General features: G+C 43.7%; 22 protein-coding genes. 13 read left to right on the forward strand and 9 right to left on the reverse strand.

What is annotated here, in order from left to right; translation table 11 throughout:
• Together IM477_RS23055 and IM477_RS10215 are read right to left on the reverse strand one after the other, a co-directional pair.
• The coding region (locus IM477_RS23055) for a helix-turn-helix domain-containing protein (protein WP_072024880.1) at positions 1-56 on the reverse strand (56 nt) is incomplete at its 3' end.
• A 74-nt stretch (positions 57-130) separates the two neighbouring features.
• On the reverse strand, positions 131-1,015 hold the full coding sequence (locus IM477_RS10215) for a sedoheptulose 7-phosphate cyclase (RefSeq protein ID WP_287731613.1): 885 nt from the start codon (positions 1,013-1,015) through the stop codon (positions 131-133).
• A gap of 172 nt (positions 1,016-1,187) precedes the next feature.
• Between IM477_RS10215 and IM477_RS23060 the strand changes: the two genes are divergently transcribed.
• Together IM477_RS23060 and IM477_RS10225 are read left to right on the forward strand one after the other, a co-directional pair.
• Positions 1,188-2,093 (forward strand): element excision factor XisH family protein, encoded by a 906-nt coding sequence (locus IM477_RS23060; RefSeq protein ID WP_353845539.1) that lies wholly within the window; start codon positions 1,188-1,190, stop codon positions 2,091-2,093.
• Positions 2,081-2,416, forward strand: coding sequence for a XisI protein (locus IM477_RS10225; protein ID WP_190718574.1), 336 nt, complete (start codon positions 2,081-2,083; stop codon positions 2,414-2,416). The genes IM477_RS23060 and IM477_RS10225 overlap by 13 nt, the downstream gene beginning before the upstream one ends.
• Positions 2,417-2,446: 30 nt before the next feature.
• Here IM477_RS10225 and IM477_RS10230 read toward each other — a convergent pair whose 3' ends face one another.
• From IM477_RS10230 to IM477_RS10240, 3 genes are all read right to left on the reverse strand, one after another.
• Positions 2,447-3,286, reverse strand: coding sequence for a PEP-CTERM sorting domain-containing protein (locus tag IM477_RS10230; RefSeq protein WP_287731614.1), 840 nt, complete (start codon positions 3,284-3,286; stop codon positions 2,447-2,449).
• Positions 3,287-3,370: 84 nt separating this feature from the next.
• Positions 3,371-3,874, reverse strand: a complete 504-nt coding sequence (locus tag IM477_RS10235; RefSeq protein ID WP_287731615.1) for a DUF1822 family protein — start codon at positions 3,872-3,874, stop codon at positions 3,371-3,373.
• Positions 3,875-3,972: 98 nt separating this feature from the next.
• A complete protein-coding gene (locus tag IM477_RS10240; RefSeq protein ID WP_287731616.1) occupies positions 3,973-4,911 on the reverse strand; it encodes a hypothetical protein in 939 nt (312 codons plus the stop codon).
• Between the two features lie 328 nt (positions 4,912-5,239).
• Between IM477_RS10240 and IM477_RS10245 the strand changes: the two genes are divergently transcribed.
• The 3 genes from IM477_RS10245 to IM477_RS10255 all read left to right on the forward strand — a co-directional run bounded on the left by IM477_RS10245 (position 5,240) and on the right by IM477_RS10255 (position 8,146).
• Positions 5,240-6,529: a M16 family metallopeptidase gene (locus tag IM477_RS10245; protein ID WP_287731617.1), complete on the forward strand. Its 1,290-nt coding sequence runs from the start codon at positions 5,240-5,242 to the stop codon at positions 6,527-6,529.
• A gap of 130 nt (positions 6,530-6,659) precedes the next feature.
• Positions 6,660-7,520, forward strand: coding sequence for a fructosamine kinase family protein (locus tag IM477_RS10250; protein ID WP_287731618.1), 861 nt, complete (start codon positions 6,660-6,662; stop codon positions 7,518-7,520).
• Positions 7,521-7,555: 35 nt separating this feature from the next.
• A complete protein-coding gene (locus IM477_RS10255) occupies positions 7,556-8,146 on the forward strand; it encodes a Uma2 family endonuclease (RefSeq protein ID WP_287731619.1) in 591 nt (196 codons plus the stop codon).
• On the opposite strand, the gene murG is transcribed toward IM477_RS10255, so the two are convergent.
• Positions 8,128-9,201: an undecaprenyldiphospho-muramoylpentapeptide beta-N-acetylglucosaminyltransferase gene (gene murG, locus IM477_RS10260; RefSeq protein ID WP_287731620.1), complete on the reverse strand. Its 1,074-nt coding sequence runs from the start codon at positions 9,199-9,201 to the stop codon at positions 8,128-8,130. The two genes, IM477_RS10255 and murG, sit on opposite strands and share 19 nt — an antisense overlap.
• 81 nt (positions 9,202-9,282) lie before the next feature.
• Here murG and IM477_RS10265 point away from each other — a divergent pair, with 81 nt between their 5' ends.
• A complete protein-coding gene (locus IM477_RS10265) occupies positions 9,283-10,089 on the forward strand; it encodes a DUF8623 domain-containing protein (RefSeq protein ID WP_287731621.1) in 807 nt (268 codons plus the stop codon).
• 193 nt (positions 10,090-10,282) lie between these two features.
• Here IM477_RS10265 and IM477_RS10270 read toward each other — a convergent pair whose 3' ends face one another.
• From IM477_RS10270 to psb32, 3 genes are all read right to left on the reverse strand, one after another.
• A complete protein-coding gene (locus IM477_RS10270) occupies positions 10,283-11,101 on the reverse strand; it encodes a transglutaminase-like domain-containing protein (RefSeq protein ID WP_287731622.1) in 819 nt (272 codons plus the stop codon).
• A gap of 479 nt (positions 11,102-11,580) precedes the next feature.
• The gene (locus IM477_RS10275; protein WP_287731623.1) at positions 11,581-12,180 is read right to left on the reverse strand and encodes a hypothetical protein; all 600 of its coding nucleotides are present in this window, start codon (positions 12,178-12,180) and stop codon (positions 11,581-11,583) included.
• Between the two features lie 232 nt (positions 12,181-12,412).
• Positions 12,413-13,096, reverse strand: a complete 684-nt coding sequence (psb32, locus tag IM477_RS10280) for a photosystem II repair protein Psb32 (RefSeq protein WP_061433131.1) — start codon at positions 13,094-13,096, stop codon at positions 12,413-12,415.
• 197 nt (positions 13,097-13,293) lie between these two features.
• On the opposite strand from psb32, the gene IM477_RS10285 reads away from it, so the two are divergent.
• From IM477_RS10285 to mutS, 7 genes are all read left to right on the forward strand, one after another.
• A complete protein-coding gene (locus tag IM477_RS10285) occupies positions 13,294-15,303 on the forward strand; it encodes a GAF domain-containing hybrid sensor histidine kinase/response regulator (protein ID WP_287731624.1) in 2,010 nt (669 codons plus the stop codon).
• Between the two features lie 74 nt (positions 15,304-15,377).
• Positions 15,378-15,839 (forward strand): hypothetical protein, encoded by a 462-nt coding sequence (locus tag IM477_RS10290; protein ID WP_287731625.1) that lies wholly within the window; start codon positions 15,378-15,380, stop codon positions 15,837-15,839.
• The gene (locus tag IM477_RS10295) at positions 15,836-16,477 is read left to right on the forward strand and encodes an LppP/LprE family lipoprotein (RefSeq protein ID WP_287731626.1); all 642 of its coding nucleotides are present in this window, start codon (positions 15,836-15,838) and stop codon (positions 16,475-16,477) included. Before IM477_RS10290 ends, IM477_RS10295 begins: the two co-directional genes overlap by 4 nt.
• Before the next feature lie 58 nt (positions 16,478-16,535).
• The gene (gene recJ, locus IM477_RS10300; protein WP_287731627.1) at positions 16,536-18,500 is read left to right on the forward strand and encodes a single-stranded-DNA-specific exonuclease RecJ; all 1,965 of its coding nucleotides are present in this window, start codon (positions 16,536-16,538) and stop codon (positions 18,498-18,500) included.
• 27 nt (positions 18,501-18,527) lie between these two features.
• Positions 18,528-19,667, forward strand: coding sequence for a glutamate 5-kinase (gene proB, locus IM477_RS10305; protein WP_287731628.1), 1,140 nt, complete (start codon positions 18,528-18,530; stop codon positions 19,665-19,667).
• Positions 19,668-19,849: 182 nt separating this feature from the next.
• Complete coding sequence (gene apcB / locus IM477_RS10310) at positions 19,850-20,359, forward strand: allophycocyanin subunit beta (RefSeq protein WP_044035076.1); 510 nt, start codon at positions 19,850-19,852, stop codon at positions 20,357-20,359.
• Between the two features lie 195 nt (positions 20,360-20,554).
• Positions 20,555-23,203: a DNA mismatch repair protein MutS gene (gene mutS / locus IM477_RS10315; RefSeq protein ID WP_287731629.1), complete on the forward strand. Its 2,649-nt coding sequence runs from the start codon at positions 20,555-20,557 to the stop codon at positions 23,201-23,203.
• The last annotated feature ends 228 nt before the right edge of the window (positions 23,204-23,431 follow it).

Genomic DNA, 23,431 nt, shown 5'->3' on the forward strand with positions numbered 1-23,431 from the left:
AATAGCGACTCTTGTTCGGGTGTGGGGTAAAATCGAAACGAATAGGCTTTTTCCATACCTCACATTTTAGCATATATTTCGTAAACGATGCTCATATTTAACAGTAAAGCCGTCGTAGAACGACGGGGTTTCAGACCCAAAATTTTCGATGACCGTGCAACATCGGTGGTTCTGGCGTTAATTCTAGCGTCGGACTCCAGGTATGACCGTAAGCAATCACTCGATCTAAATCTAGCTCATGCAGGTTGGGCACCTCTAGCTCTAACATGACTTGAATTGCCTTGTAAGTCAGACGGTGCCCCACAGCTTGCAACTCAGGGGTGCCATTCAGATAGCCAAAACGGCTGTGCAGCAATGCCGCACCATGTTCTTCTAGCAGCTCAAAGATTTCTTGATTGCCCACAACTGCAATCTTAATTAACTCTGCCATTCCATTGCGAATTTGATCGATCGGCAAAGTTCCCAAAAATGAGAAATCAAGAATCACCTTTTGAGAGGCATGATACGCACCAAGACGATTCTTTAGTTTGCCGTGATTGACAGCAACCTTAATCGCCACGCTAGCATCAATCAAGCCAATCAAGCTTGTGGGCACGCGAATGTAGTTGGTTTTGCGACGATAGGCAGAACAAGCGAACCCAGCAACATCGGTCGTGAGTCCGCCACCCACAACCAAAACAGGCTCCTTACGCACCAGTCCAAAGTCGGCAAACGCATCGACAATCTTCTCGAAAGTTCTCAGAGTCTTTTCAGGCTCTTTGATACTGACTTGAAAAACAGTCAAATCGATTTGATAGTGAGCGAAGTACCGAACGATCTGCTGGCGATACAAACCGTAAACAGTTTGATCAATCACCATCAAGCAGCGTCTGAATGGTGCATAACTTTCGGCAATTTCGGGATTCCCAATTTTGAAAGCACCGTTTACATAGAGCAAACTGAAATCAATCTTTTCGTAGCCTTCAATATGAAAGGCACAATCTGTGGACGTAAAAGTAGCCTTGATGCCTGCCATAAGGTTTCATTCTGAGATTCTGTTACCTTTGTAACAGAATCTCAGAATTTATTCAACATCTCCTGCCAACAACCAGCAATTCCAAAGGCAAACGGTAGCACAGAATACAGAACCCGTCTTACTCTTGCCTTTCAAAATGGAGTGAAGGGTTTGAACAGTGGGTTTCGGGGGAATGGAAGTCAAACAACTGGGTTTTCTGGGGATGCTGAGCTATTTCCAGGTAGTCATCCCTGGGATAACTGACCCTCGAAGTGCCAGCAATGCTACCCGCTACAGTCTGAAAGACGCAATATTAGGGGCATTCGCCGCCTTTTTTCGCCAGAATGAATCATTTCTAGAATATCAGCGTCAACTTAATAGTCGTTGTGGACGAGATAATGCTCAAAGTCTGTTTGGTTTGGTCAATATCCCGACAGTAGAGCAGATGCGGAACATCCTCGATGGAATAGCCGCAAAGCATCTTTTTCCCCTGTTCAAATGGATTGATCAAGGTCTGGGAGACCAAGGCTATTTAAGGCTGTTTGCAGCCTTGGATGGCAACTTACTCGTCGCCCTAGATGCTACTCAGTACTATAGTTCAGAGAAAATTAGTTGTCCTTGTTGCTCAAGCCGCACCTCAAAACAGGGAAAGATAACCTATCAAATCAGGAGAAAGGTAAAATTGGCTAAAGATTTAGTTTATCAAGCAGCCAAAAACGCTTTGATCAAAGATAATTGGTTAATTACTCATGACCTTTATACGATAAGTTTTGGAGGGGTGAATATGGCTGTCGATTTAGGCGCAGAAAAGCTGATTGCTGCGACTAAAGATCATCAAAAGATTGCCGTAGAAATTAAAAGTTTTTTAGAGGGGTCTTCAGCGATCTCAGAATTTCATACTGCTCTAGGACAATTTATTAATTATCGGGCGGTTTTAAAGAGAAAAGACCCAGATAGAGTCTTATTTTTAGCTATTCCTAGTTTTACTTACGACACTTTTTTCTCTTTAGATTTTACCCAATTGATGATTAGAGAAAACCATTTAAAATTAATCATTTTTTCGCCAAATCAGGAGGTAATTTTAACATGGATAAATTAGCAAAATATCGTCAATTAGTCAAAAATATTCTCTCAGAATATACTCAATATAAACCCACTTGTAATGATTTAGAAATTCAAGCTATTTTTGATGAACAAAAAGAACATTATCAGGTCGTTACTTTTGGGTGGGAAGGCGAAAAATATGTACATTATTGTCTCATTCATATTGACCTCAAGTCTGATAAAATTTGGATTCAATGGAATATGACAGAACAAGATATTGCTGAAGACTTAGTTAAACTAGGTGTTCCTAAAAAAGATATTGTCATTGGCTTTCATCCTCCTGTACTTCGTCAATTGACCGATTATGCAGTAGGATAGATTAATTTATCCTACTGCAATTGATCCCAGTTAGCTGTCTGGTTCTTGGGGGTTATCTGTGGGTGACTTTGTTTTTTTTGATAGGACACTTTTCACCTTTGTTGCGGTTAAACCCAGTCCGAGTAAACCTAAACCCAAGATATTAGATGGTTCAGGGACACTTTTGGGGGGCTGCGCGGCAGATTTTATCGCAAGATGATCAAATTCAAGTACATCTTCTGTAGATGGAGTTGCCGTTATATTTTCAAATCCTATCGAGGAAATCGATTCTCCTTGTAGTGCATCAATACGCAAGTAAGCATTACGTTGGAAGTTAGCTGACTTCCAATTTACTCCCGCAAGCTGTTCGATTGTTTGTGAAAAAGGTATGCCATTGATGAAGAGGCGATGATCTGTTATTGGATTATCTGGTGCAGATGGTGGGGGATTTAAAGACTGGAAACCTGACAGCCCAATTCCCACTGATATAATGCTACTGCTAAAATTAAGTGTAGTAAGTTTTGCACATTCTGTACTCGGACAAAACACACTATTACTCAATTGATTACTAGGAATATTAAATAATGTGTGTTGACCATCCCAGCTTTGAGAAACTTTATTTGAAAGATTAGGAAGACTTGTAATCGTTGATGTAGAAACTCCTCCAGAATAAGTAATACTTAAACCAGGAATTAGAGTTTTGTCTTCAAAGTCCTCAATTGTATATCCTGTGATGCCTACATTTTGATTGAGGATTGTAGGGTTAGATGAGAATACAGTAGATGGAAAAAATGTAATGCTTACTGCTTGAGCAGAATTTATTCCGATGAAAGATAATAGCGCAGCACCCGTAATCGTTGTAATTGATGCGTGAAAAATTAGACGATTCATGATAAATTTTCTCCTTAATTTGATTACTTCAAAACTTTAACAATCGAACTGAAACAGATTACTCTTCAAAAAACTCAGCCCTAATTAAATTTGAGACCTTAATTGTAGAGGACTAATTTTCTCCAGATATGCTGGCAAATCATCCAGAGAAAGCAATGCCAAAAGACTTAACTTTGTTTCATTGACTTTCTCCAAAAATCCCAACACCTTTGCCTCAAACATCTCAGCATTAATCTCAACAAAAACATAACCAACTCTGTCTGATAAAACCTCCTCAGAAATCTCGACAAAATCCTCACCCGGCATCACAGAACAACACTCTACTTTTCCCTTACCTTTCACCACCAAATCCGCTACCATTAAACGCGATCGCATGATGGGATTCCAGCTATCACTCGCTTCCAAATCTGTGGCAATACCCAGAGACCGTAAGCAACAGTTGACCGCATACACAGCCAAAGTATTGAGATAGACTTGTTCAGCTAGAGCAAAATCAGAATGTTGTTGACAAAAATAATCCGCGATTTCATGGGCTTCCCTTCCTAGAGCAATCAAAAATACAGAACTATGATTAATTCGTGTCGGCATTATCTTGATTTCCCCCCATTGGAAGCTTGAATTTTCCACAAGAATCCCTGCAAACTCAGCCAGTGAGTTTTTCAAAAGCTATTCACCTCCTTAAAAAACTACAAATAAGACAGAATTTCCTGTCCAATTAAAGGCGCAACCGTCTTCATCTGGCGCGAGAAAAAATTCTTCACCACTGCCACAGTCAAACTAAAAGAATCCGCGATCTCCTGCCAAGATCGCGCCTCCAATCGCGCCCTCAAAATTGCCTTCAAAGTCGCCTTCGGGCAATTATGGACATGATGGCGAGACAACAACTCCGGATCAGACTCAATATACTCAGCGATCAACTCCGACAAACAAAGCTGCTCCACTGGTTGAGCCAAATTCTCAAAGACAACAGACTCACCGCTCACCTGCTGTAAAGGCGATACCGATAACGTTGCCCTTGCCAGATCCAGAAAAACGCGATCGCCCAAAGCCCGATTAGCCTTTCTTAGCCCAGATAACCGACAGAGAACCGCCAACCAGACAAAACTTTGTTCATCAATCGCGATCCCTTTAACCTGTAACCTTAACCAGAAACCCAGCCCAACCTTAGCGACTAGACTAACCATTGCCGTCAGTTGGTACTTGCGACGAATCAATTGCTGCTTCTGCGCCCTGACCAGCGGGTCAAGCGTTTCCGCATACGCCTCTCGCAACAGAATATCCAGCCGATAGTTGACCCAAGCCAGAAAACTGCCCCGGTCAGGATCGAACTGGTCGAGGTGGAAAGCAACCCAACATAACGTTCGATTAACCGCATCCTCATAGACCTCTACCGAATAATGACCTCGACCCCGTAGCCGACCCGAAAATCGCAGAGCATCAAGTAACCGAGCGATCGCGGCTTGCTGCTGCAAACCCACTGTCCCAGTATAGGAACGCGCTTGCAGGGCGAGGTATTGCAGGTCATCATCATCGGTTTGCTTCAGGGAAGTTCCGCGATCGCGATGGGAGGCCATGGAATTCAAACGAACTTCAGAAGAGGCAGAACGGAGTTGGGTTAACGGCATAGATGATGTTCTCAACTGCTTTCATAAAAGAAATCACAACCAACTCCTGCGAACGTCTCAAGTTGTCACAAAACTTTATATTTTAGAAATTTAAATGACGGTCAACCCCCTGATTGACTAAAGCGATTTCTTGGAATGAATATCCCGGCAGCCTCCATTAACGGTGCGTTCACTGGCGCTAGCGACACCCTACCTCGATCAATTTTGCTACATTCTGAATTTGTAATTGCTGGCCAACACCTGATCTTGTTGGCTCTGTGAAAGTCTGGGACTACAATAGGGAAAAGTGACAATTTTTGCCAGAGTGATCACCGAGGACTAATAAAGAATGACGGCTATCCTAGGGAAACCTGCCACGCTTAACACTCCGATTCTGCACCGTCTTGCCAATGGTTTAACGATTATTGCCGAAAGTCAACCGGTAGAAGCGGTTAATCTCAATGTCTGGCTGCAGGTCGGCTCGGCCTTAGAATCGGATCAGATCAATGGGATGGCTCATTTTCTCGAACACATGGTTTTTAAGGGAACCCGTAACTTAGACAGTGGTGAATTTGAACGGGCGATCGAATCAAGGGGAGCGGTGACTAATGCCGCTACTAGCCAAGAATACACCCATTATTACATTACCACTGCCCCGCAGGACTTCGCCCATCTGGCCCCGCTGCAGCTAGAAGTGGTTTTAGAAGCTTTAATCCCCGATGAAGCTTTTGAGCGGGAAAGACAGGTTATTTTAGAAGAAATTCGTCGTTCTCAGGATAATCCCCGTCGTCGCACTTTTTATCGCACCATGGAGACTTGTTTTCAAGTTTTACCCTATCGTCGTCCGGTGTTGGGTCCGATGGCAGTGATTGAAAATCTTACTCCTCAACAAATGCGCGATTTTCATCAGACTTGGTATCGTCCCGAATGGATGACGGTGGCAGTGGTGGGTAATTTGCCTGTAGATGATTTAATGGCTATTGTGAGCGATTCTTTAGATACTTTAGGCAGTAAGGGCAATTCTGGGCTTATTTCTCATCCTATCGCTAATCTACAGCCCGAAGCTCCCTTTAACGAGATTATCCGTCAAGAATACGAGGATGAAAATTTGCAGCAGGCCCGCTTAATCCTATTTTGGAAAGTGCCGGGGTTGAGAGACTTAGAAAAAACCTATCCTCTCGATGTTTTAGCGGCTATTCTGGGTCAGGGCAAGGTATCGCGATTATTTCAATCTCTGCGCCAAGAAAAGGGCTTAGTTTCCCAAATAACTGCCAGTAATATGTCCCAAGCAGTGCAAGGAGTGTTTTCCGTGTCGGCCCAATTAGCCTCGGAAAATATCGAGCAAGTGGAAAGGGAGGTAGTAGCACAGATTGGACAAATTCAACAGGAAGCTGTGACAGTTTCTGAACTGGAACGAGTTAAAACCCAAGTGGCCAATCGGTTTATTTTTAGCAATGAAAGACCGAGCGATCGAGCCAACCTTTACGGTTATTATCATACTCAGATCGGTGATTTACAACCAGCTTTTTGTTATCCCCAACACATTGAAGCCCTCACTTTAGAGGATATTCAAAATGCCTGTCAAGAGTATTTAAATCCTAACGCTTACGGTGTGGTTGTGGTAAGACCAATTCAGTAAACAGGGAATGGGGAAATGGGGAAATGGGGAAATTTCAACCAAAACCCTAACACCCTAACACCCTAACACCCTAACACCCTAACACCTGACTCCCGACTCCTGACTCCTGACTCCTGAATTCTGATAACCTATGTGGACTCAAATTGCCCGACATATTGCCCAAACCACGGAAAAACCCTTTGAAATTGAGAAAAGTCGTCCCGTTAGTGGTGGCTGCATCAATCAGGGTTATGCCGTCACTGGCAATGGTTTAATTTATTTCGTTAAGATTAACCAAGCGAACCAAGAGGCCATGTTTGCCGCCGAAGCTTTAGGATTAAAGCAAATTCACGCTACCAAGACTATCAGGGTTCCGGAGCCAATTTGTTGGGGAATTGCCGAGAAATCTAGTTATTTAGTGCTAGAGTGGTTAGAATTCGGCGGTGGCAATAGCCAAAGCTGGGAAAAAATGGGGCAAAATTTAGCTCGTTTACATCAAGTTTCCCTGTCCGATCGCTTTGGTTGGCATTGTAATAATACCATTGGTTCTACTCCCCAGATTAATACCATTAGTAACAATTGGGCGGATTTTTTCGCTCATCAGCGTATTGGCTATCAATTAAGACTTGCGAAGGAGCGCGGCGGCAATTTTCCCGACGAGGATCAAGTTATTCCCGCTATTAGCGAGATTTTGAGTCAGCATCAACCCCATCCCTCCCTTGTCCACGGTGATTTATGGTCGGGAAACGCGGCCATTACCGTCGATGGGGAACCAGTAATTTTAGACCCGGCCACCTATTGGGGAGACCGGGAGGTAGATTTAGCCATGACGGAACTTTTTGGCGGTTTTCCGGCGGCTTTTTATCGGGGTTATAACGATGTTTTCCCCCTCGATGCCGGTTATCAACAGCGCAAAACTCTTTACAATCTCTACCACATTCTCAATCACTTTAATTTATTTGGTGGTGGTTACGCTTCCCAGGCCAATCGGATGTTACAGGAAATTCTTTAAGGGTTTTACTTGTGAATATTTACCGAGGATAAATTATGTCTATTCGAGAAACTACTGTGATGAAAACTCCAGAGACAAAAGTATGGACTGATGCAGAATTTATGGCGTTACCTGACGATGGTAATCGTTACGAATTAGTCAAGGGAGAGTTAACTAATATGGGGAATTCTGGGGCTTTACACGGTTATATTGCCATTATTTTAAGTGCTGCTTTATTCGCTTTAGTAACATCTCGAAAACTAGGGGTATTATTGGACTCCAGCACTGCTTTTACTATGAAAAATGGCAATAAACGTTCTCCCGATATAGCCTTTTTTGCCAAGGAACGTCTGCAAGGATTGGAAGAATTGCCGACGGGTTTTTTAGAAGGTGGGCCCGATTTAGTGGTAGAAATTCTCTCTCCAGGGAATACAGTGGCAGAAATCGAGGACAAAATTGCCGAATATTTTGCCAATGGGACTCGTTTGCTCTGGGTTATCAGTCCAGGTCAACACTATGTCTTAGTTTATCGTTCTGGGTACGAACCGCAGGGATTATTAACATCAGGAGATTTTTTGGAGGGGGAAGATGTGGTTCCGGGGTTCACTTTTCCGGTGGCTGATTTGTTTCAAAAACTATCTTTTTGAATCTTTCTTCTCAACAAATCGGCTAATAAATCGGCACTGTCACTAATGGCTAGATGAGAAGCTTGTTGGGCCATGGCGGCCAATTTTTCGGGATTAGACCATAAATCGAGGACTAATTCGCTTAAAAACTGAGCAGTTAACTCATTTTGACGGTAAAGATAAGCGGCTTGAGCTTCAGCGAAAACTTGGGCATTATAGAACTGATGGTCTTCGGCAGCAAAAGGATAGGGAATTAAAATCGAAGGCGTACAAGTGATCGCTAATTCTGTTAAAGTGCCGGCACCGGAGCGACTGATAGCTAGATTAGCTCTTTGCCATAGTCCCGCCATGTTGTTGTAAAAAGGCCGGGAAAAATAGTTAGAATGGCGCAAACTATCCGCTTCGGGGTCGTTTTCTCCCGTGAGATGCACGATATAAATGCCTTTTTCTAACCATTGGGGAGCGCTTTGTCGCACAAGTTGATTAAGAGCCACGGCCCCTTGAGAACCACCGGCAACGACAATTAAAAAAGCAGTCTCTGGAATCGGTAAATCTAGGGACTGGGGAATGAGAAACTGCTCCCGTACGGGCGTACTAGACCAAGTGGTACGAGTGCCGGGTAAATAGCTGGCGGTTCCCTGAAAACCGAGGGCGACCGTATCGCACCAGCGACCGAGAACTTTAGTGACTTTGCCCGGTATGTAGTTAGATTCGTGTAGGATGACGGGAATATTGGCTAAACGAGCCGCTAAAATGGTCGGGCCTGCGATATAACCCCCGGTGGTAAAAACTGCCGCTATCTGACGTTTTTTGATTAAACTACGCACTTGCCAAATGGCCCGCAGTTGACTGAACAGAATCTTGAGAGTTTTTAACCCCAAACGGGTTTGAAATCCCTCAATGGGGATGGTGTGCAGGGGATAGGTTTTTGGAACTAAGGACTGTTCGAGACGGTCTGGAACTCCTAACCATTCAATCTCGTAATCCGGCAAGCGCTCGGCCAGGGCCAAAGCGGGAAATAAATGACCACCAGTACCACTAGCGGCAATCAGTAGACGGGTTGGAGTGCGTGCCATAATTCGAGAGAGGGGAAATTCAGCCCTAGAATGAAATAATCTACCATAGTTATTGATCGATCCTTACACAAACTATCACTAATGCGTAACTTGAACACGATCCCCGATAAATTTTTTCGTCAATCCCTCAATTTTTCCCTATCGTTGCTGTTAGGTTTGGGGTTAACTTTTGCCCTTGCTACCGGTCTGCGAGCCGAAAAGCCAGAAACTGCTCCGGCTAATTTAAAAACGCTTATCTCCAAAATCGAAACGGCGGCTAATGAGCGAAATCTCAAGCAATTAATGGAGTTTTATAGTCCGAAATTTACTAACTCCGATGGCTTGACCTACGAAAAAACTAAAAAGGCTTTAACTCATTTTTGGGAACGTTATAACAATCTACAATACACCACGACTCTCGAATCTTGGAGTCGTTCTGGTGATAAGTTAACGGCCAATACAATTACTAAAATTACCGGGACGGGAAAGGTGCAGGGACGAGTGGTGGAAATGAATGCTACGATTAGTTCTCGTCAACAATTTCAAGGGAATAAACTTGTTTATCAGGAGATTTTAAGCGAGAGAGTTGAGTTAAGCACCGGCAAAAACCCTCCCAGTGTTCAGGTGAGAATTCCCGAGAGGGTGAAAGTGGGTCAAGAATTTGATTTTGATGTGATTGTCCGCGAACCTTTAGGGGATGATTTATTGGCCGGAACGGCGATCGATGAGAAAGTAGATATTGAGCGTTATATTAATACAAAGCCTCTAGAATTGGAATTATTACAGTCCGGCGGTTTATTTAAGCGGGTAAAAGCGCCGGCAACACCGGAAAATCGCTGGTTATCGGCGATTTTAATCCAAGGCGATGGGATTGTTGTCGTTACTCAACGGGTTAAGGTAGAAAAGTAATTTTTATCTAAGTAGGGTTTGCTGAAAAAGCTTGTTGGTGGGGTGTGGGGTGTAGGGTGTAGGGTGTGGGGTGTAGGGTTTTATTCCCCCCGTTCACTCCAATGGCTGGCACTTTCATGCAATTTAATCCTTATTTTTGCAGTTTTTGAACCCTCAAAAATTAATTATGCAAGAGGTTGAATAAATACTCTGATTAAGCATAGAGGTGGGAAACATCGCTCGTCCATACTTTAAATTTTGTTAAATTTACTTGACCAAAAGAAGTTGTTAGGGAAGCATCGACGGCATCTAAGCCGCGAGTCATTAAAATCCGCCCGATTCTGGGGGTGTTATGACGAGCATCAAAGGTGTACCATTGATGGTCTAAATAAACTTCAAACCAAGCACTAAAATCCATCGGTAGAGGTTGGGGAGAAATACCGATATCTCCGAGATAGCCGGAGGCATAACGGGCGGGAATATTTAGGCAACGGCAAAAAGTCAAAGCTAGATGGTTAAAATCGCGACAAACCCCCGTTCTTTCCCGATAGACATCATAGGCGGTTTTCGTCACCCGCGCGTATTCGTAACCAAAACGAATGTGACTATGAACCCAATCACAAACCGCTTGTACCCTTGCCCAACCGGGGGGAGTTTGTCCGAAAAGTTCCCAGGCAATTTCCGAAAGCAAATCTACTTCGCAATAACGGCTACTCATTAGGTAGGGAAGAACTTGGGTTGGTAACTCTGCTAAAGGAATTTCTTGGGCATTCCAATTAACGATATCGGGTTTCCATTCATTCTCGATAACTGCTTCATTGTGAATGCGGATCTGTCCGTCGGGTAAAATTAGACGACTGGTTCGATTACCGAAGCTATCTAAAAATTCTTCTATTTTTGTTGCCGGTTCCACCTGCAAATTTTCCGATTGTCTAACTTGATTTAAAATTGAGGGGTGTAGATAAAGTTTTAACAACATGACCACGGGTAAGGGGGCATCAAAGCCAAATTCATAACCAACATGGATTAACATTAGGACTCCTATCTAAATGAAATTTTGTCAGGATTGGTAGAGATGAAACGCCAATAATCGCCAGACTGAAAAAAGTTAGGCCCGACTACTTAGTTAAAAGTTTGAGGAGAAAGTAATAGCCTGGTGCATCTCATTTTTGTAAATCTACTAATTTGGGATTTTTCAGGGGAAACTTTCTCCTAAAATTGGGTGTGTTACTTTCAGTTTTATCACTCAATCCCAGCTTTTGGGGGGTAGAACCCCCCAAACCCCAGAGCGGATTAGCTTTTCGGTGGGATGCTTACACGCGATTGTTCATATTTTTGTATCAATTTCAGAGTCACTGATAATTGCTGATTGTCGGTATTTCTGCAAATGTGGGATGCAGCCGTAATAGCCCAGCTGAAACCCGATAAGCTTTGTACAGAGTTAATTTTATTATAAACCGCCTCAACTAAAAGCTTTGTAACTTTGAAGACAAGCCATCGGGAGGATTAGCTCTATCGAAAAGAGTCTGGGGTGGATGGTTCGTCTAAGAGACGGATTTCAATGGGGATGTAGGCCAGTTTAGCAAAAATCTTTTGTTGATAACTGACAGGCCACCATTCGTAAAGAAAAATTTCTAAAGGTCGCCAGAGGGCCACCCAACCACTAATTAATAATCCTTCTTCTAAGAAGTGAATAAATGTATCGGTGCCGAAACGACTAATTAATTCGCTGAGACTCAAACAAACAAAAAGAAAGGAGAGACCAATTAGCAAAGATATGCGTCCCTGTCGCCAAATTGTGCGTAATTTTCTTTGTTCTCCCTGTTGGCGATAGTCAAAATAATTATGTAAAGCTGAGGGTAACAGATGTCGGGCGATATTCTGTTCGTTACTGGGAAGATAAAAGACTAATTTAAGGGGGGTATTTAGGGGGAATTCATCAACAGAGTTAATAATATAGTTTTCGGCGTTATCGTCTAAATCTCTATCTAAGAATGGCGAAGGATCGAGAGAATTAAAGACTTGCTGTAACTGATTAAGTTTAATTTCAATTAAGTAAGTTCCTTCCTCCTCTCGATAATAGGATTGTAATTTATTTACCAGTCTAGACATTAGTTATTAATGTTAAGCAAATGTGGTGAACTGACACAACTAAAATCTACTAAGTAGGTAGGCACAATTATTTGTAGGGCGTTGGGTTTCATGCTTCAACCCAACCTACGTTCATCTTATATTTAATTCCACCCACCCACTTAGAAGTTACTTTATCTTGCTCATACAGGCTAAGGATTGAGCTATCTGTGGGAATATTTTAGCTGTATCAGTCCCAGATCATTAATTTAATTTAGCGACCAAAACCAGCGTACCAAAAATAGGTAACCATGGGGATTACTGTGGCTAAAACCAGTAAAACTATCACCCAAATCGTGGCGCTTTTATCGTCAGTTTCTTCTGCGGTAGTAAAGGTACTTTCGATATTAATTGTCGCTACTTCCGGCGGTCCGGGATCCGCTTCTCCAGAAAGTACCGCCGTTAGACGACGACTAGCATCGAGTAAAGCTTGATTATATTTTCCCCCATCTTTGAGGGGAACTGCCATAGTTTCCGAGAGGATACTATCAGCAATAGCATCGGTTAATAGGGGTTTTGCTTCCTCCCCAACCCGAATAGCAGTTTTATTGGTTAAAGTATCAAGGACGATGATAGTTTGATTGGCACGATCTTCGGAGTTAGGATACCATTCTCTCAGGATATCATCGGCTAAATTGTCAATTTTTTGACCGTAATCCAAGCGCCGGACTACCACCATTCTCACTTCCTGGCCGGTTTTTTCGGCGAGGTTTTTCAGATCTTTATTTAATTTTCCTTCGTTAGCAGCACTAATGGCCGCAACGGGATCGACTACATAAGTGGGCGCTCCGGGGCTTAAAATGGGGAGGTCATAGACTCCCATGGCAGCAGCCGGTGATAGGGAAACAGCCAAGGCTATACAGCAGGAGAGAAGGAGAGAAGCTAATAATTTGAGCATATTGATTCGGTAAAATTCCTATAGAACATAATAGGGGAAAAGTTTACTGTTTTTTGAGTCGGGAGACGGGAGACGGGGTGATGGGGAAGTGGGGAAGTGGGGAAGTGGGGAAATTCAACTAATACCCTAAAACCCTAAAACCCCAACACCCAAACCCTTTTAACTGATAACTGATAACTGATAACTGATAACTGATTATGAGTGATTTTGAGGAACTAGAGTCTAAAAAACGGGAAAAAGCCCTAGAAATGCAGGCCCATCGCGATAATTTGCTCTCACGGGTGACAAGATTACTAATTTCTCAAGATATCCACTTGGCGATCGATCATACCCTAGAACTGCTCTGTCAATTTACCCAGAGCGCTCACTGTTACATTATTCAATATTCCAGCTGTCGTCAGCAGTGGAGTATGGTTTATGAATACTGTCACCCCGACTATCCGCAAGTTATCCCGATTCGGGAAGAATCACAAAATCTCTCGACGGAAACCTTTCCCTGGTTTTCTGAAGAATTATTAAACGGTATTCCAGTTAAATTGAACTCTTTAGACGATTTACCCGCTACTGCTATCCCTGAAAGAGCTATTCTCGCTAATAGTTCTACTCCCTGTCTCTTAATCGTTCCCATGTGGGATAGTTGTGGGGTAACGGTGGGTTATCTGGGATTGGATGCAAGTGCAGAAAAGCAATGGACAAAGGAAGATGTCACCTTTGTGCGGTTGGTGGGAGAATTAATTGCGATCGCACAAAGTAGATATGAAGCGGAAAAAGGATTAAAAGAGGCTAAAGAAGCGGCAGTTAAGGCAAATAAAGCTAAAAGTGAGTTTCTAGCTAACATGAGCCACGAATTACGCACTCCTCTTAATGCTATCTTGGGTTTTACTCGCTTAATATCCCGGGATAGCAGCATCAGCAGTGAATATCGGCAATATTTGGAAATTGTCAATCGTAGCGGAGAACATTTATTAGAGTTAATCAACGATATTCTAGAAATGTCGAAGATAGAAGCGGGAAGAACGGTTTTTAATCCCAGTAATTTCGATTTATACGCTCTTTTAGATAATATTGCCGAAATGCTACGCTCACAAGCGCAGGCAAAAGCTTTAAGCTTAATTTTTGATCGCAGCTCCGATCTGCCTCAATATATATGTACTGATGAAAGTAAATTGCGACAGGTGTTAATCAACCTCTTGGGTAACGGATTGAAGTTTACTGAGTCGGGAGGGGTGACTCTCCGGGTAAAATTAGGGGAGAAAAGAGAAGATTATCAGCGATTGCTCTGGGAAATTGAAGATACAGGACTAGGAATCGCTCCAGAGGAGATTTATAAGCTATTTCAACCCTTTAACCAAACGGAAACGGGACGAAAATCCCAACAGGGGACAGGATTGGGTTTACCTATCAGTAAAAAATTTGTTGAGTTGATGGGAGGTGCGATCGGAGTTAGTAGTATTCTGGGTCAAGGAAGTATTTTTAGTTTTGATATTCAGGTGGGTTTGGTGGGGGAAAATGAGATTAAAACCGAAACCAATAGGGCAAAAGTAATCGCTTTAGCCGAAAATCAGCCTAAATATCGGATATTAGTCGTCGATGATCGACCGGAAAGCCGTTTGCTGTTGCTGAAACTCCTGGCTACCCTAGGATTATCCGTGCAAGAGGCCGCTAATGGTCAAGAAGCGATCGCAATTTGGCAAGCATGGCAACCTCATCTTATCTGGATGGATATGAGAATGCCGGTGAAGGACGGTTACGAAGCAACTAGGGAAATTCGGCAGTTAGAGGCTTATAATTGCGGAAAAACGGTGATAATTGCCCTAACTGCCAGTGCTTTTGAAGAGGATCGCGCCTTGGTTATTGCCGCAGGTTGTGATGATTTCGTGCGTAAACCCTTCCGAGAGGAAGTTATTTGGCAAAAAATGAGCGAATATTTAGGATTAAAATATATTTATGCCGATAATGAGCCAAATCAGCCCAATTATTCGCCAGTTTTCCTCGATTCCCTGCAATCCCTATTAAAATTAATCAGTCCCGTCTGGATTAGACAATTGCAACAAGCGGCGCGAGAATGTGATGATGAAAAAATTATCGCCCTAACCGCAGAAATTCCCCCCGATTATGCTACCCTTGCCCAAGGTTTACAACAGTTAGCCGGAGAATTTTCCTTTGATGCGATCGAAACCATAATTAGAGATTTAAACATATCTTAAGAGAGTATTTTATCTAGATCTCAAAAACGTGATATTCTAAAGGCATAAATCCCTAAATATGGCAATTTTAAAGGATGAAACTGTTAAAAATGCTCATCGGTACTTGGTTAATACTACCGATTTTTTACGTTCAAGCTCAAGTCCCCTCGCTGCCCCCAATTAAGCAAAATTCCCCCAATCTTGGTGATCTCCTCAATGATCCCACCCAGCAGAAAAATTGGCTTTGTACCCAAGGAGATCAACGCATTGCCGTGGCTGCTAAAGAAGAGAAAGGTTGGAAAGAATTAATTGAAAAACAAGGTTGGCAATGTCGTGAGGGAAATACCGACATACCCGATAAAACTCTCGGCTTTTCCTGTGAACCAGAACAAACCCTCGGCCTCTTGACAGTTTACTGGTTAAATGGTAGTAATGGTCAACAACAATTAAGCCAATGGCGAGATAAATTAGCAGCACAACAGGGGATGGTTTGTACCATCAATAACGTGCAGTTATTCGATACTCAAGAAAATATGCCCAACCCATTACAACCATGATTAAATTAGCAATTTTGCCTCAATCCATTCTCCTAGGTATCAGTTTACTATTAAACAATTCTCTGCCCTTACTTGCCCAATCTACACCCCTGAGCGTGGATAATTTAAGGAATACCATCTATAACATTCCCAATCGGGGTTCCGTAATTGTCAGCGATGGTATTTTTCAATCCAATGAGGGACAGATTTTAGGAGTGCAAGTCAGTCGAGAAGCTTTGATGGGGGACTATAATAATGATCAAAGGAATGATGGGATTGTCGTGTTAAGAGTGATTACCAGAGATCAACAGCAATTACATTATTTAGCCCTAGTGATTGATAATAACGGTACTGCCACTAACACCGATACTGTCCTGTTAGCCGATCGAGTAATTGTCGATAATCTGAGTGCCAAAGATGGTATGATCACCGTCAACATGAGAAGATTTCTCCCCCGGGATCCTTCCTGTTGTCCGTCGGGAGTTATCACCCAACAATTTGCGATTAATCCTAGTATTAATCAATTGACTTTACTGAGTACCAACGAAAGTCAACCCACCACCCCAAATGTGCAGTTAGTACCCGCTTCTCCCCTGAGAATTAATAATAATAATCTCCCCTTTCAACCTCCTGCTGGGGCCATCCAAATCCGCTTTTAACCTTATTTTCGGTGCGTTACGCTATGCTAACGCACCCTACTGGATTGTTTGAGAAAAAATGACCTACAAATATCCCATCCAACGCTGGTATATTGCCGCGGCTAATCCCGAAAAAATCGCGGGGTTAGCGCGAGAAATGGGACTATCATCGTTATTAGCAACTATCTTAATTAATCGCGGCATTGATACCCCGGAATTAGCTAAAACTTATATAGATCCTGAAGCGGATACCTTACCCTCTCCCCTGGGAGAATTTCCCGACTTAGAAAAAAGTGTCAATTTATTAGTAAAAGCGATCGCCTCTGGTGATAAAATTGCTATCTGTGGGGACTACGATGCCGATGGCATGACCAGTACATCTTTACTGTTAAGAGCCTTGAGACATCTCGGTGCTAGGGTAAATCATGCCATACCCAGTCGCATGAAAGAGGGATACGGAATTAATCAGCGCATTGTCGAAGAATTTGCCGAATCGGGAGTCGGATTGATTCTCACCGTTGATAATGGTATTTCCGCTCACGAACCGATCGCCCTAGCGATAGAATTAGGATTAAAAGTTATTATCACCGATCATCACGATCTGCCGCCAATTTTACCAAATGCCTCCGCTATTCTCAACCCAAAATTATTAACCCCGAACTCTCCCTATCAGGGATTAGCGGGGGTGGGAGTCGCCTATATTTTAGCGGTGACAACTGCCCAAAAAATGGGTAAATTACAGGGATTAACCGAGTCATTATTATCATTATTTACCCTAGGCACTATAGCAGATTTAGCCCCATTAATCGGGGTAAATCGTCGCTGGTTAAAACGGGGGTTAAGAAAATTACCCAAATCCCAATTAGTCGGGATTCAATCCCTGATGCAAATAGCGGGAATTAGCGAGGAACAAAAGCAATTACAACCGGATGATATTGGCTTTAAATTGGGACCGAGAATTAATGCAATTGGCAGAATTGGTGATCCCCAGATAGTTATTGAATTATTAACCACCGATGAGGCGGGAATTGCCTTAGAAAGAGCGATGCAGTGCGAACAAATTAATCGTACCCGTCAAGAATTGTGCGAAAAAATTGAAGAAGAAGCAATTAAATTAGTGGAAGAAACGCCGATTCTTTGGCAACAAGATCGAGTTTTAGTCTTAGTCGAAAAAGATTGGCATCATGGGGTGATTGGTATTGTGGCCTCCCGTTTGGTGGAACGGTACGGAGTGCCGGTTTTTATTGGTACTTACGAGGAAGAAGATACGGGTAAAATTCGCGGATCTGCCAGAGGAATTGAAGAATTTCACGTTTTTGAAGCCCTGCAATTTTGCCAAGATTTACTAGGAAAATTTGGCGGTCATAAAATGGCGGGGGGGTTTAGTTTACCCACAGCTAATTTACTAGCATTTAAACAAAGATTAAGTCAATTTTCTCACAAAATTTTACAAATAGAACAATTAAAACCTTTAATTAAAATTGATACTATCCTCGACTTTAAACAAATCACCCTGCAACTTTTTCAACAAATTGATAGTTTGCAACCCTGGGGAATTGGCAATGAATTACCCGTTTTTTGGACTCCTAACGTGCGAGTAGTGGAACAGAAAACTATCGGAAAAAATCATTTAAAATTATTGCTGGCTCAAAGGGATAATACCAGAATTAAAGCCCTAGCTTGGCGTTGGGGCGAATATTGTCCTTTACCAACTCGTTTAGATATTGCCTATAAACTCAAAGAAAATACTTGGAATGGTAATACAACCATAGAAATTGAATTAGTGGGAGTGCGATTACCCCAAGAAAATAATAATATTAAAAAAGCAATTTTTATGCACGCCGATAAAATGTATCAATGTAGTTTTTGGGGTGATGTAAACGAGATTCGTATCAAAAATGAACAGGGCGAGATTTTAGTCGTGCAGAAAGGGCAGCGAATTGGTTTATTAGGCAAAAATCGGCAACAAGCGAGAGAAGTCAACGTGACCGAACCCCGTTTTTATACTTTAATTAAAGTTGCCATCAAAGCTTTGGCTATCTAGCAACACCTCCCCAAAAGCACCTTGACGATGAACCAAACCATAGTGATCAAAATCGGTACTTCCAGTTTGACCGATAATGAAACCGGCCAATTATCCCTCTCCACGATCGCCGCTTTAGTGGAAGTCCTCACCCGGTTGCGCGCTGCCGGTCATCGGGTGGTATTAGTATCATCTGGGGCCGTGGGGGTGGGCTGCCGTCGTCTGGGAATACAGGAAAGACCGAAAAAAATCGCCCTCAAACAAGCGATCGCCGCCGTCGGACAAGGTCGTCTGATGCGGATCTATGATGACCTCTTTACCAGTCTTGGTCAACCGATCGCCCAAATTTTGCTGACCCGTCCCGAATTGATGGAACGCACCTGTTATGTCAACGCCTATAATACTTTTCAGGCTTTGTTTGAATTAGGGGTGATTGCCATTGTCAACGAAAATGATACGGTGGCGATCGATGAGTTAAAATTCGGCGATAATGACACTTTATCAGCCCTTGTAGCCAATTTAATCGAGGCTGACTGGTTATTTATCCTCACCGATGTGGATCGCCTCTACAGTGCCGATCCGCGGCTATTTCCCGAAGCGGCGGCTATTGCCCGAGTTAGTCCCGCGGAATTAGCGCAACTATCGATCGATGCCGGTAGTAGTGGCAGTCAGTGGGGGACCGGGGGTATGGCGACTAAATTGGCGGCGGCCCGGATTGCCACCAGCGCCGGGGTAGAAATGGCGATTACTAGGGGACGGCAGCCCGGTAATATCTTAAAAATTATGGCAGGAGAGGCGATCGGAACCCGTTTTGAGGCCCAAAAACGCAGTGATAACGCCCGCAAACGCTGGATCGCCTACGGACTACTGCCCATGGGTAAAATCTATCTCGATGCTGGGGCGATTCAAGCCATTTGTCAGGGGGGAAAATCTCTGCTTGCGGCCGGGATTACCAAAGTGGCAGGGGAATTTAGCGCCTCCGAATCGGTGCAATTGTGCGATCAAGAAGGCCGGGAAGTGGCCAGGGGAATTGTTAATTATAGTAGTGAGGAGATCGATCGAGTGAAAGGTGAACATTCCGAGCGTATTGCCAGTTTATTAGGTTATATGGCCGCAGAAACCATCATTCATCGGGATAATCTCGTCATTTTGAGTGCCTCGTCCACCACCTCGACTAATAAAGGATAATTCCGCCACCCAGCACCGGTCCAGCCAATGCCTTAAATGTAAAGAAATGTCTCAAAAAAACAACAAATTGTTAGACAAGCAAGAGAGTTAGACTAGGGATGTCCCCCGAAGTTCAACCCTGTGAGATTATAAATAAAGCGAAACTCAAAAATGTCTTTATTGCTGTTGGGAGAAACTTAATAATGCGAGACGCGGTAACTAGCCTGATTAGAAAATACGATGTCACCGGACGTTATCTCGATCGAGATGCGATCGATAATCTTAAACAATATTTTGCCTCGGGAACTGCCCGTCTAGCTGCCGCCGCCCTCATTAACGCTAATTCGGCGGCGCTCGTGCGTGGGGCGGCGATTCGTCTATTTGAAGAAGTTCCCGAATTGATCCGCGCCGGGGGTAATGCCTACACCACCCGTCGTTATTCTGCCTGTCTGCGGGATATGGATTACTATCTCCGCTATGCCAGTTATGCGCTGGTGGCTGCCGATACTAATGTTCTAGATGAACGGGTACTGCAAGGACTGCGGGAAACCTATAATTCCCTCGGGGTTCCCATCGGTCCGACGGTGCGCGGTATCCAAATCATGAGCGAAATGATTCAAACCATGGCTACTGAGGCGGGTATTACCGACACCTCTTTGATCGCTGAACCCTTTGATCATCTCACTCGCGAATTAAGCGAAGTGTCTATCTAATATTGAACGAACCTGCGTCAGTCCCCACTCTCAGCCTAGGGGAGTGGGGAAGATGCAGCAAGGGGAACCATGAAGTGGTTCTCCTAGTGCGGAAGTCTGAGGCAACCGCCATCGACGAAGAAGCGTCAGAAACTTCCCACTCAGCCAAGGGGTGGGGAACAGTTGATTAAAACATTGTCCAGCTTTCTTTGACCCATGACTCTCCCCTCGGATTTTCCCCTAGAACCACCGGCTACCAATAAGGATCCCCATCGTGATTATCGCGGACTCGATCGCGGTAAACTCACCCCCATGTACCAGCATTATGTGGAGGTAAAAGAAACCTATCCCAATGCTCTTTTACTCTATCGTGTGGGCGATTTTTTCGAGTGTTTCTTTCAGGATGCGGTGATTATCTCCAGAGAATTAGAATTAGTTCTCACCAGCAAGGAAGGGGGTAAAGGGATTGGGAGAGTCGCCATGACCGGGGTTCCCCACCACGCCCTAGAGCGTTATAGTCGTTTATTGGTGGAAAAAGGCTATGCAGTGGCGATTTGTGACCAAGTAGAGGATTCAACGGAAGCAGCCGCCGAAAAACGACTCGTAGAACGCGCTATCACCAAACTGCTCACCCCCGGAACCCTCACCGATGAGGGAATGTTAAACGCAAAAAAGAATAATTTTCTGGCCGCAGTGGTGATCACCGGAGAAAATTGGGGATTAGCCTATGCAGATATCTCCACCGGAGAATTCTACACCACCCAAGCCAGCGATTTAACGGCTTTAAGCCTAGAATTAAGCCGTTTACAGCCCTCGGAAATCCTTTTTCCCATCAATGCCCCCGATTTAAACCGTATTTTGCGCCCCGGGGAAAAATCTGACCATCTCCCCCCCTGTTTACCCGATAGTTTTTGTTATTCTCTCCGTCCCCAAACTATCTTTACTCTCACAGAAGCGAAAAATCGTCTCCTAATCACCTATAAAATGCGTTCCCTAGAGGGGATGGGCTGCGAACATTTACCCCTTGCTATTCGCTCTGCCGGAGGCCTATTAGAATACATTGAAGATACCCAAAAAGCCAATCAAGTCCCCCTACAACCTTTAAAAACCTACTCTATCTCCGAATTTTTGATTTTAGATGGGCAAACCCGTCGCAACCTTGAAATTACCCAAACGGTGCGCGATGGTAGCTTCTATGGTTCTCTATTATGGGCGATCGATCGTACTTGTACGGCCATGGGTAGTCGGGCCTTACGTCGTTGGTTACTGCAACCTCTCTTAGATTCTCGCGGTATTCGCGCCCGTCAAGATACTATCCAAGAGTTAAAGGATAATCCCGCCCTGCGCCAAGATATTCGGCAAAAATTAAGGGAAATATACGATATAGAACGTTTAAGCGGTCGTGTTGGCGCAGGAACGGCTAACGCCCGCGATTTACTTTCCCTAGCGGCATCTTTAGTCAAATTAGCCGATTTAGCGGCTTTGGTTGCTTCGGGAAATTCACCCTATTTGAAAGCTTTACAGCAAATTCCCGCCGATTTAGAAAAATTAGGCCAGCAGGTGATAGCGCATCTGGTGGAATCTCCTCCGCTGCATCTGAAGGAAGGGGGGGTGATTCGTGAGGGAATTGATGCCCAATTGGATGCCCTGCGGCGCGACTATCAGGAAGTAATCGATTGGTTTAAGAATCTGGAGACGACAGAAAAAGAAAGAACGGGTATTAGTAACCTTAAGGTTAATTATAACAAAACTTTCGGTTATTATATCAGTTTACCCCGCAGTAAAGCCGATTTCGCCCCAAAAGATTATGTGCGTAAGCAAACTTTAGTCAATGAGGAACGTTATATCACCACCGAGTTAAAGGAGAAAGAAAATATAATTCTGACGGCAGTAGATGAATTAAATAAGTTAGAATACGAGATTTTTAGCGATTTACGCCGTCAAGTGGCCGAATTTTCCCCAGAAATTCGGGAAGTTGCCACAAAAGTCGCCGCTTTGGATGTGTTGGCAGCATTGGCAGAAATCGCCGTTTATCAGGGATATTGTCGCCCGGAAATCGCCGATGGTCGTCTTATCGATATTAAGGATGGTCGTCATCCCGTGGTGGAACAATCCCTTGGGGCCGGCTTTTTTGTGCCGAATTCGATTAATTTGGGCAATCAGGAAGGTTTAGAATACCCCGACTTGATTATTCTCACCGGTCCCAATGCTAGTGGCAAAAGTTGTTATCTGCGACAGGTGGGATTAATTCAATTGTTGGCCCAAACTGGTAGTTTTGTCCCGGCAAAGTCGGCCAAAATCTCCATCTGCGATCGCATTTTCACCCGGGTGGGGGCTGTGGATGACCTCGCTACTGGCCAATCCACCTTTATGGTGGAAATGAACGAAACTGCCAATATTCTCAATCACGCCACAGACAGATCATTAGTATTATTAGACGAAATTGGCCGGGGGACAGCCACTTTTGACGGTTTATCCATAGCTTGGTCTGTGGCGGAGTATTTAGCCACGGTACTGCAATCGCGGACGATTTTCGCCACTCACTACCACGAACTAAACGAATTAGCCTCAATTTTAGAGAATGTAGCCAATTATCAGGTAACAGTCAAAGAACTACCCCATGAGATAGTATTTTTGCACCAAGTACGACCGGGAGGCGCGGATAAATCCTATGGTATCGAAGCGGGAAGATTAGCCGGTTTACCAGCTTCTGTGATCGATCGTGCCATGCAGGTGATGGGTCAAATCGAAAAACATAGTAAAATTGCGATCGGTTTGCGTCAAGGAATTAAGAAAATTAAACCAGTTAAGTCGGATAATCCCCCATCTCTGCAGCAGTTAGATATTTTTGATGACACCTACTAAAAACCTGTTGGTATCTAATAATATCTGATTAGACTAACAGTTTTGGGGCATCGGTGACTCCCCGTGAGTTTGACTGTTTGAAAAAACTACTGGTAGACAAGCAGATTTGACTGGTGGTGATTCGGTAGTAGTGATGGCGGCTTAATCCTTTGCTTTGCTGTGCATTGTAGTCATGGATAAAATACCAAAGGGCTCCCCAACGTGATTCTCCATTTTTTTAGAGAAAGA

This window comes from Microcystis sp. M090S1, assembly GCF_020246295.1.
Lineage (GTDB): Bacteria > Cyanobacteriota > Cyanobacteriia > Cyanobacteriales > Microcystaceae > Microcystis > Microcystis aeruginosa.

Excerpts from the sequence above, each read along its gene's own strand:
- IM477_RS10215 (WP_287731613.1), bottom strand. The coding sequence starts at position 1,015 with ATGGCAGGCATCAAGGCTACTTTTACGTCCACAGATTGTGCCTTTCAT.
- IM477_RS23060 (WP_353845539.1), top strand. The coding sequence starts at position 1,188 with ATGGAAGTCAAACAACTGGGTTTTCTGGGGATGCTGAGCTATTTCCAG.
- IM477_RS10225 (WP_190718574.1), top strand. The coding sequence starts at position 2,081 with ATGGATAAATTAGCAAAATATCGTCAATTAGTCAAAAATATTCTCTCA.
- IM477_RS10230 (WP_287731614.1), bottom strand. The coding sequence starts at position 3,286 with ATGAATCGTCTAATTTTTCACGCATCAATTACAACGATTACGGGTGCT.
- IM477_RS10235 (WP_287731615.1), bottom strand. The coding sequence starts at position 3,874 with ATGCCGACACGAATTAATCATAGTTCTGTATTTTTGATTGCTCTAGGA.
- IM477_RS10240 (WP_287731616.1), bottom strand. The coding sequence starts at position 4,911 with ATGCCGTTAACCCAACTCCGTTCTGCCTCTTCTGAAGTTCGTTTGAAT.
- IM477_RS10245 (WP_287731617.1), top strand. The coding sequence starts at position 5,240 with ATGACGGCTATCCTAGGGAAACCTGCCACGCTTAACACTCCGATTCTG.
- IM477_RS10250 (WP_287731618.1), top strand. The coding sequence starts at position 6,660 with ATGTGGACTCAAATTGCCCGACATATTGCCCAAACCACGGAAAAACCC.
- IM477_RS10255 (WP_287731619.1), top strand. The coding sequence starts at position 7,556 with ATGTCTATTCGAGAAACTACTGTGATGAAAACTCCAGAGACAAAAGTA.
- murG (WP_287731620.1), bottom strand. The coding sequence starts at position 9,201 with ATGGCACGCACTCCAACCCGTCTACTGATTGCCGCTAGTGGTACTGGT.
- IM477_RS10265 (WP_287731621.1), top strand. The coding sequence starts at position 9,283 with ATGCGTAACTTGAACACGATCCCCGATAAATTTTTTCGTCAATCCCTC.
- IM477_RS10270 (WP_287731622.1), bottom strand. The coding sequence starts at position 11,101 with ATGTTAATCCATGTTGGTTATGAATTTGGCTTTGATGCCCCCTTACCC.
- IM477_RS10275 (WP_287731623.1), bottom strand. The coding sequence starts at position 12,180 with ATGTCTAGACTGGTAAATAAATTACAATCCTATTATCGAGAGGAGGAA.
- psb32 (WP_061433131.1), bottom strand. The coding sequence starts at position 13,096 with ATGCTCAAATTATTAGCTTCTCTCCTTCTCTCCTGCTGTATAGCCTTG.
- IM477_RS10285 (WP_287731624.1), top strand. The coding sequence starts at position 13,294 with ATGAGTGATTTTGAGGAACTAGAGTCTAAAAAACGGGAAAAAGCCCTA.
- IM477_RS10290 (WP_287731625.1), top strand. The coding sequence starts at position 15,378 with ATGAAACTGTTAAAAATGCTCATCGGTACTTGGTTAATACTACCGATT.
- IM477_RS10295 (WP_287731626.1), top strand. The coding sequence starts at position 15,836 with ATGATTAAATTAGCAATTTTGCCTCAATCCATTCTCCTAGGTATCAGT.
- recJ (WP_287731627.1), top strand. The coding sequence starts at position 16,536 with ATGACCTACAAATATCCCATCCAACGCTGGTATATTGCCGCGGCTAAT.
- proB (WP_287731628.1), top strand. The coding sequence starts at position 18,528 with ATGAACCAAACCATAGTGATCAAAATCGGTACTTCCAGTTTGACCGAT.
- apcB (WP_044035076.1), top strand. The coding sequence starts at position 19,850 with ATGCGAGACGCGGTAACTAGCCTGATTAGAAAATACGATGTCACCGGA.
- mutS (WP_287731629.1), top strand. The coding sequence starts at position 20,555 with ATGACTCTCCCCTCGGATTTTCCCCTAGAACCACCGGCTACCAATAAG.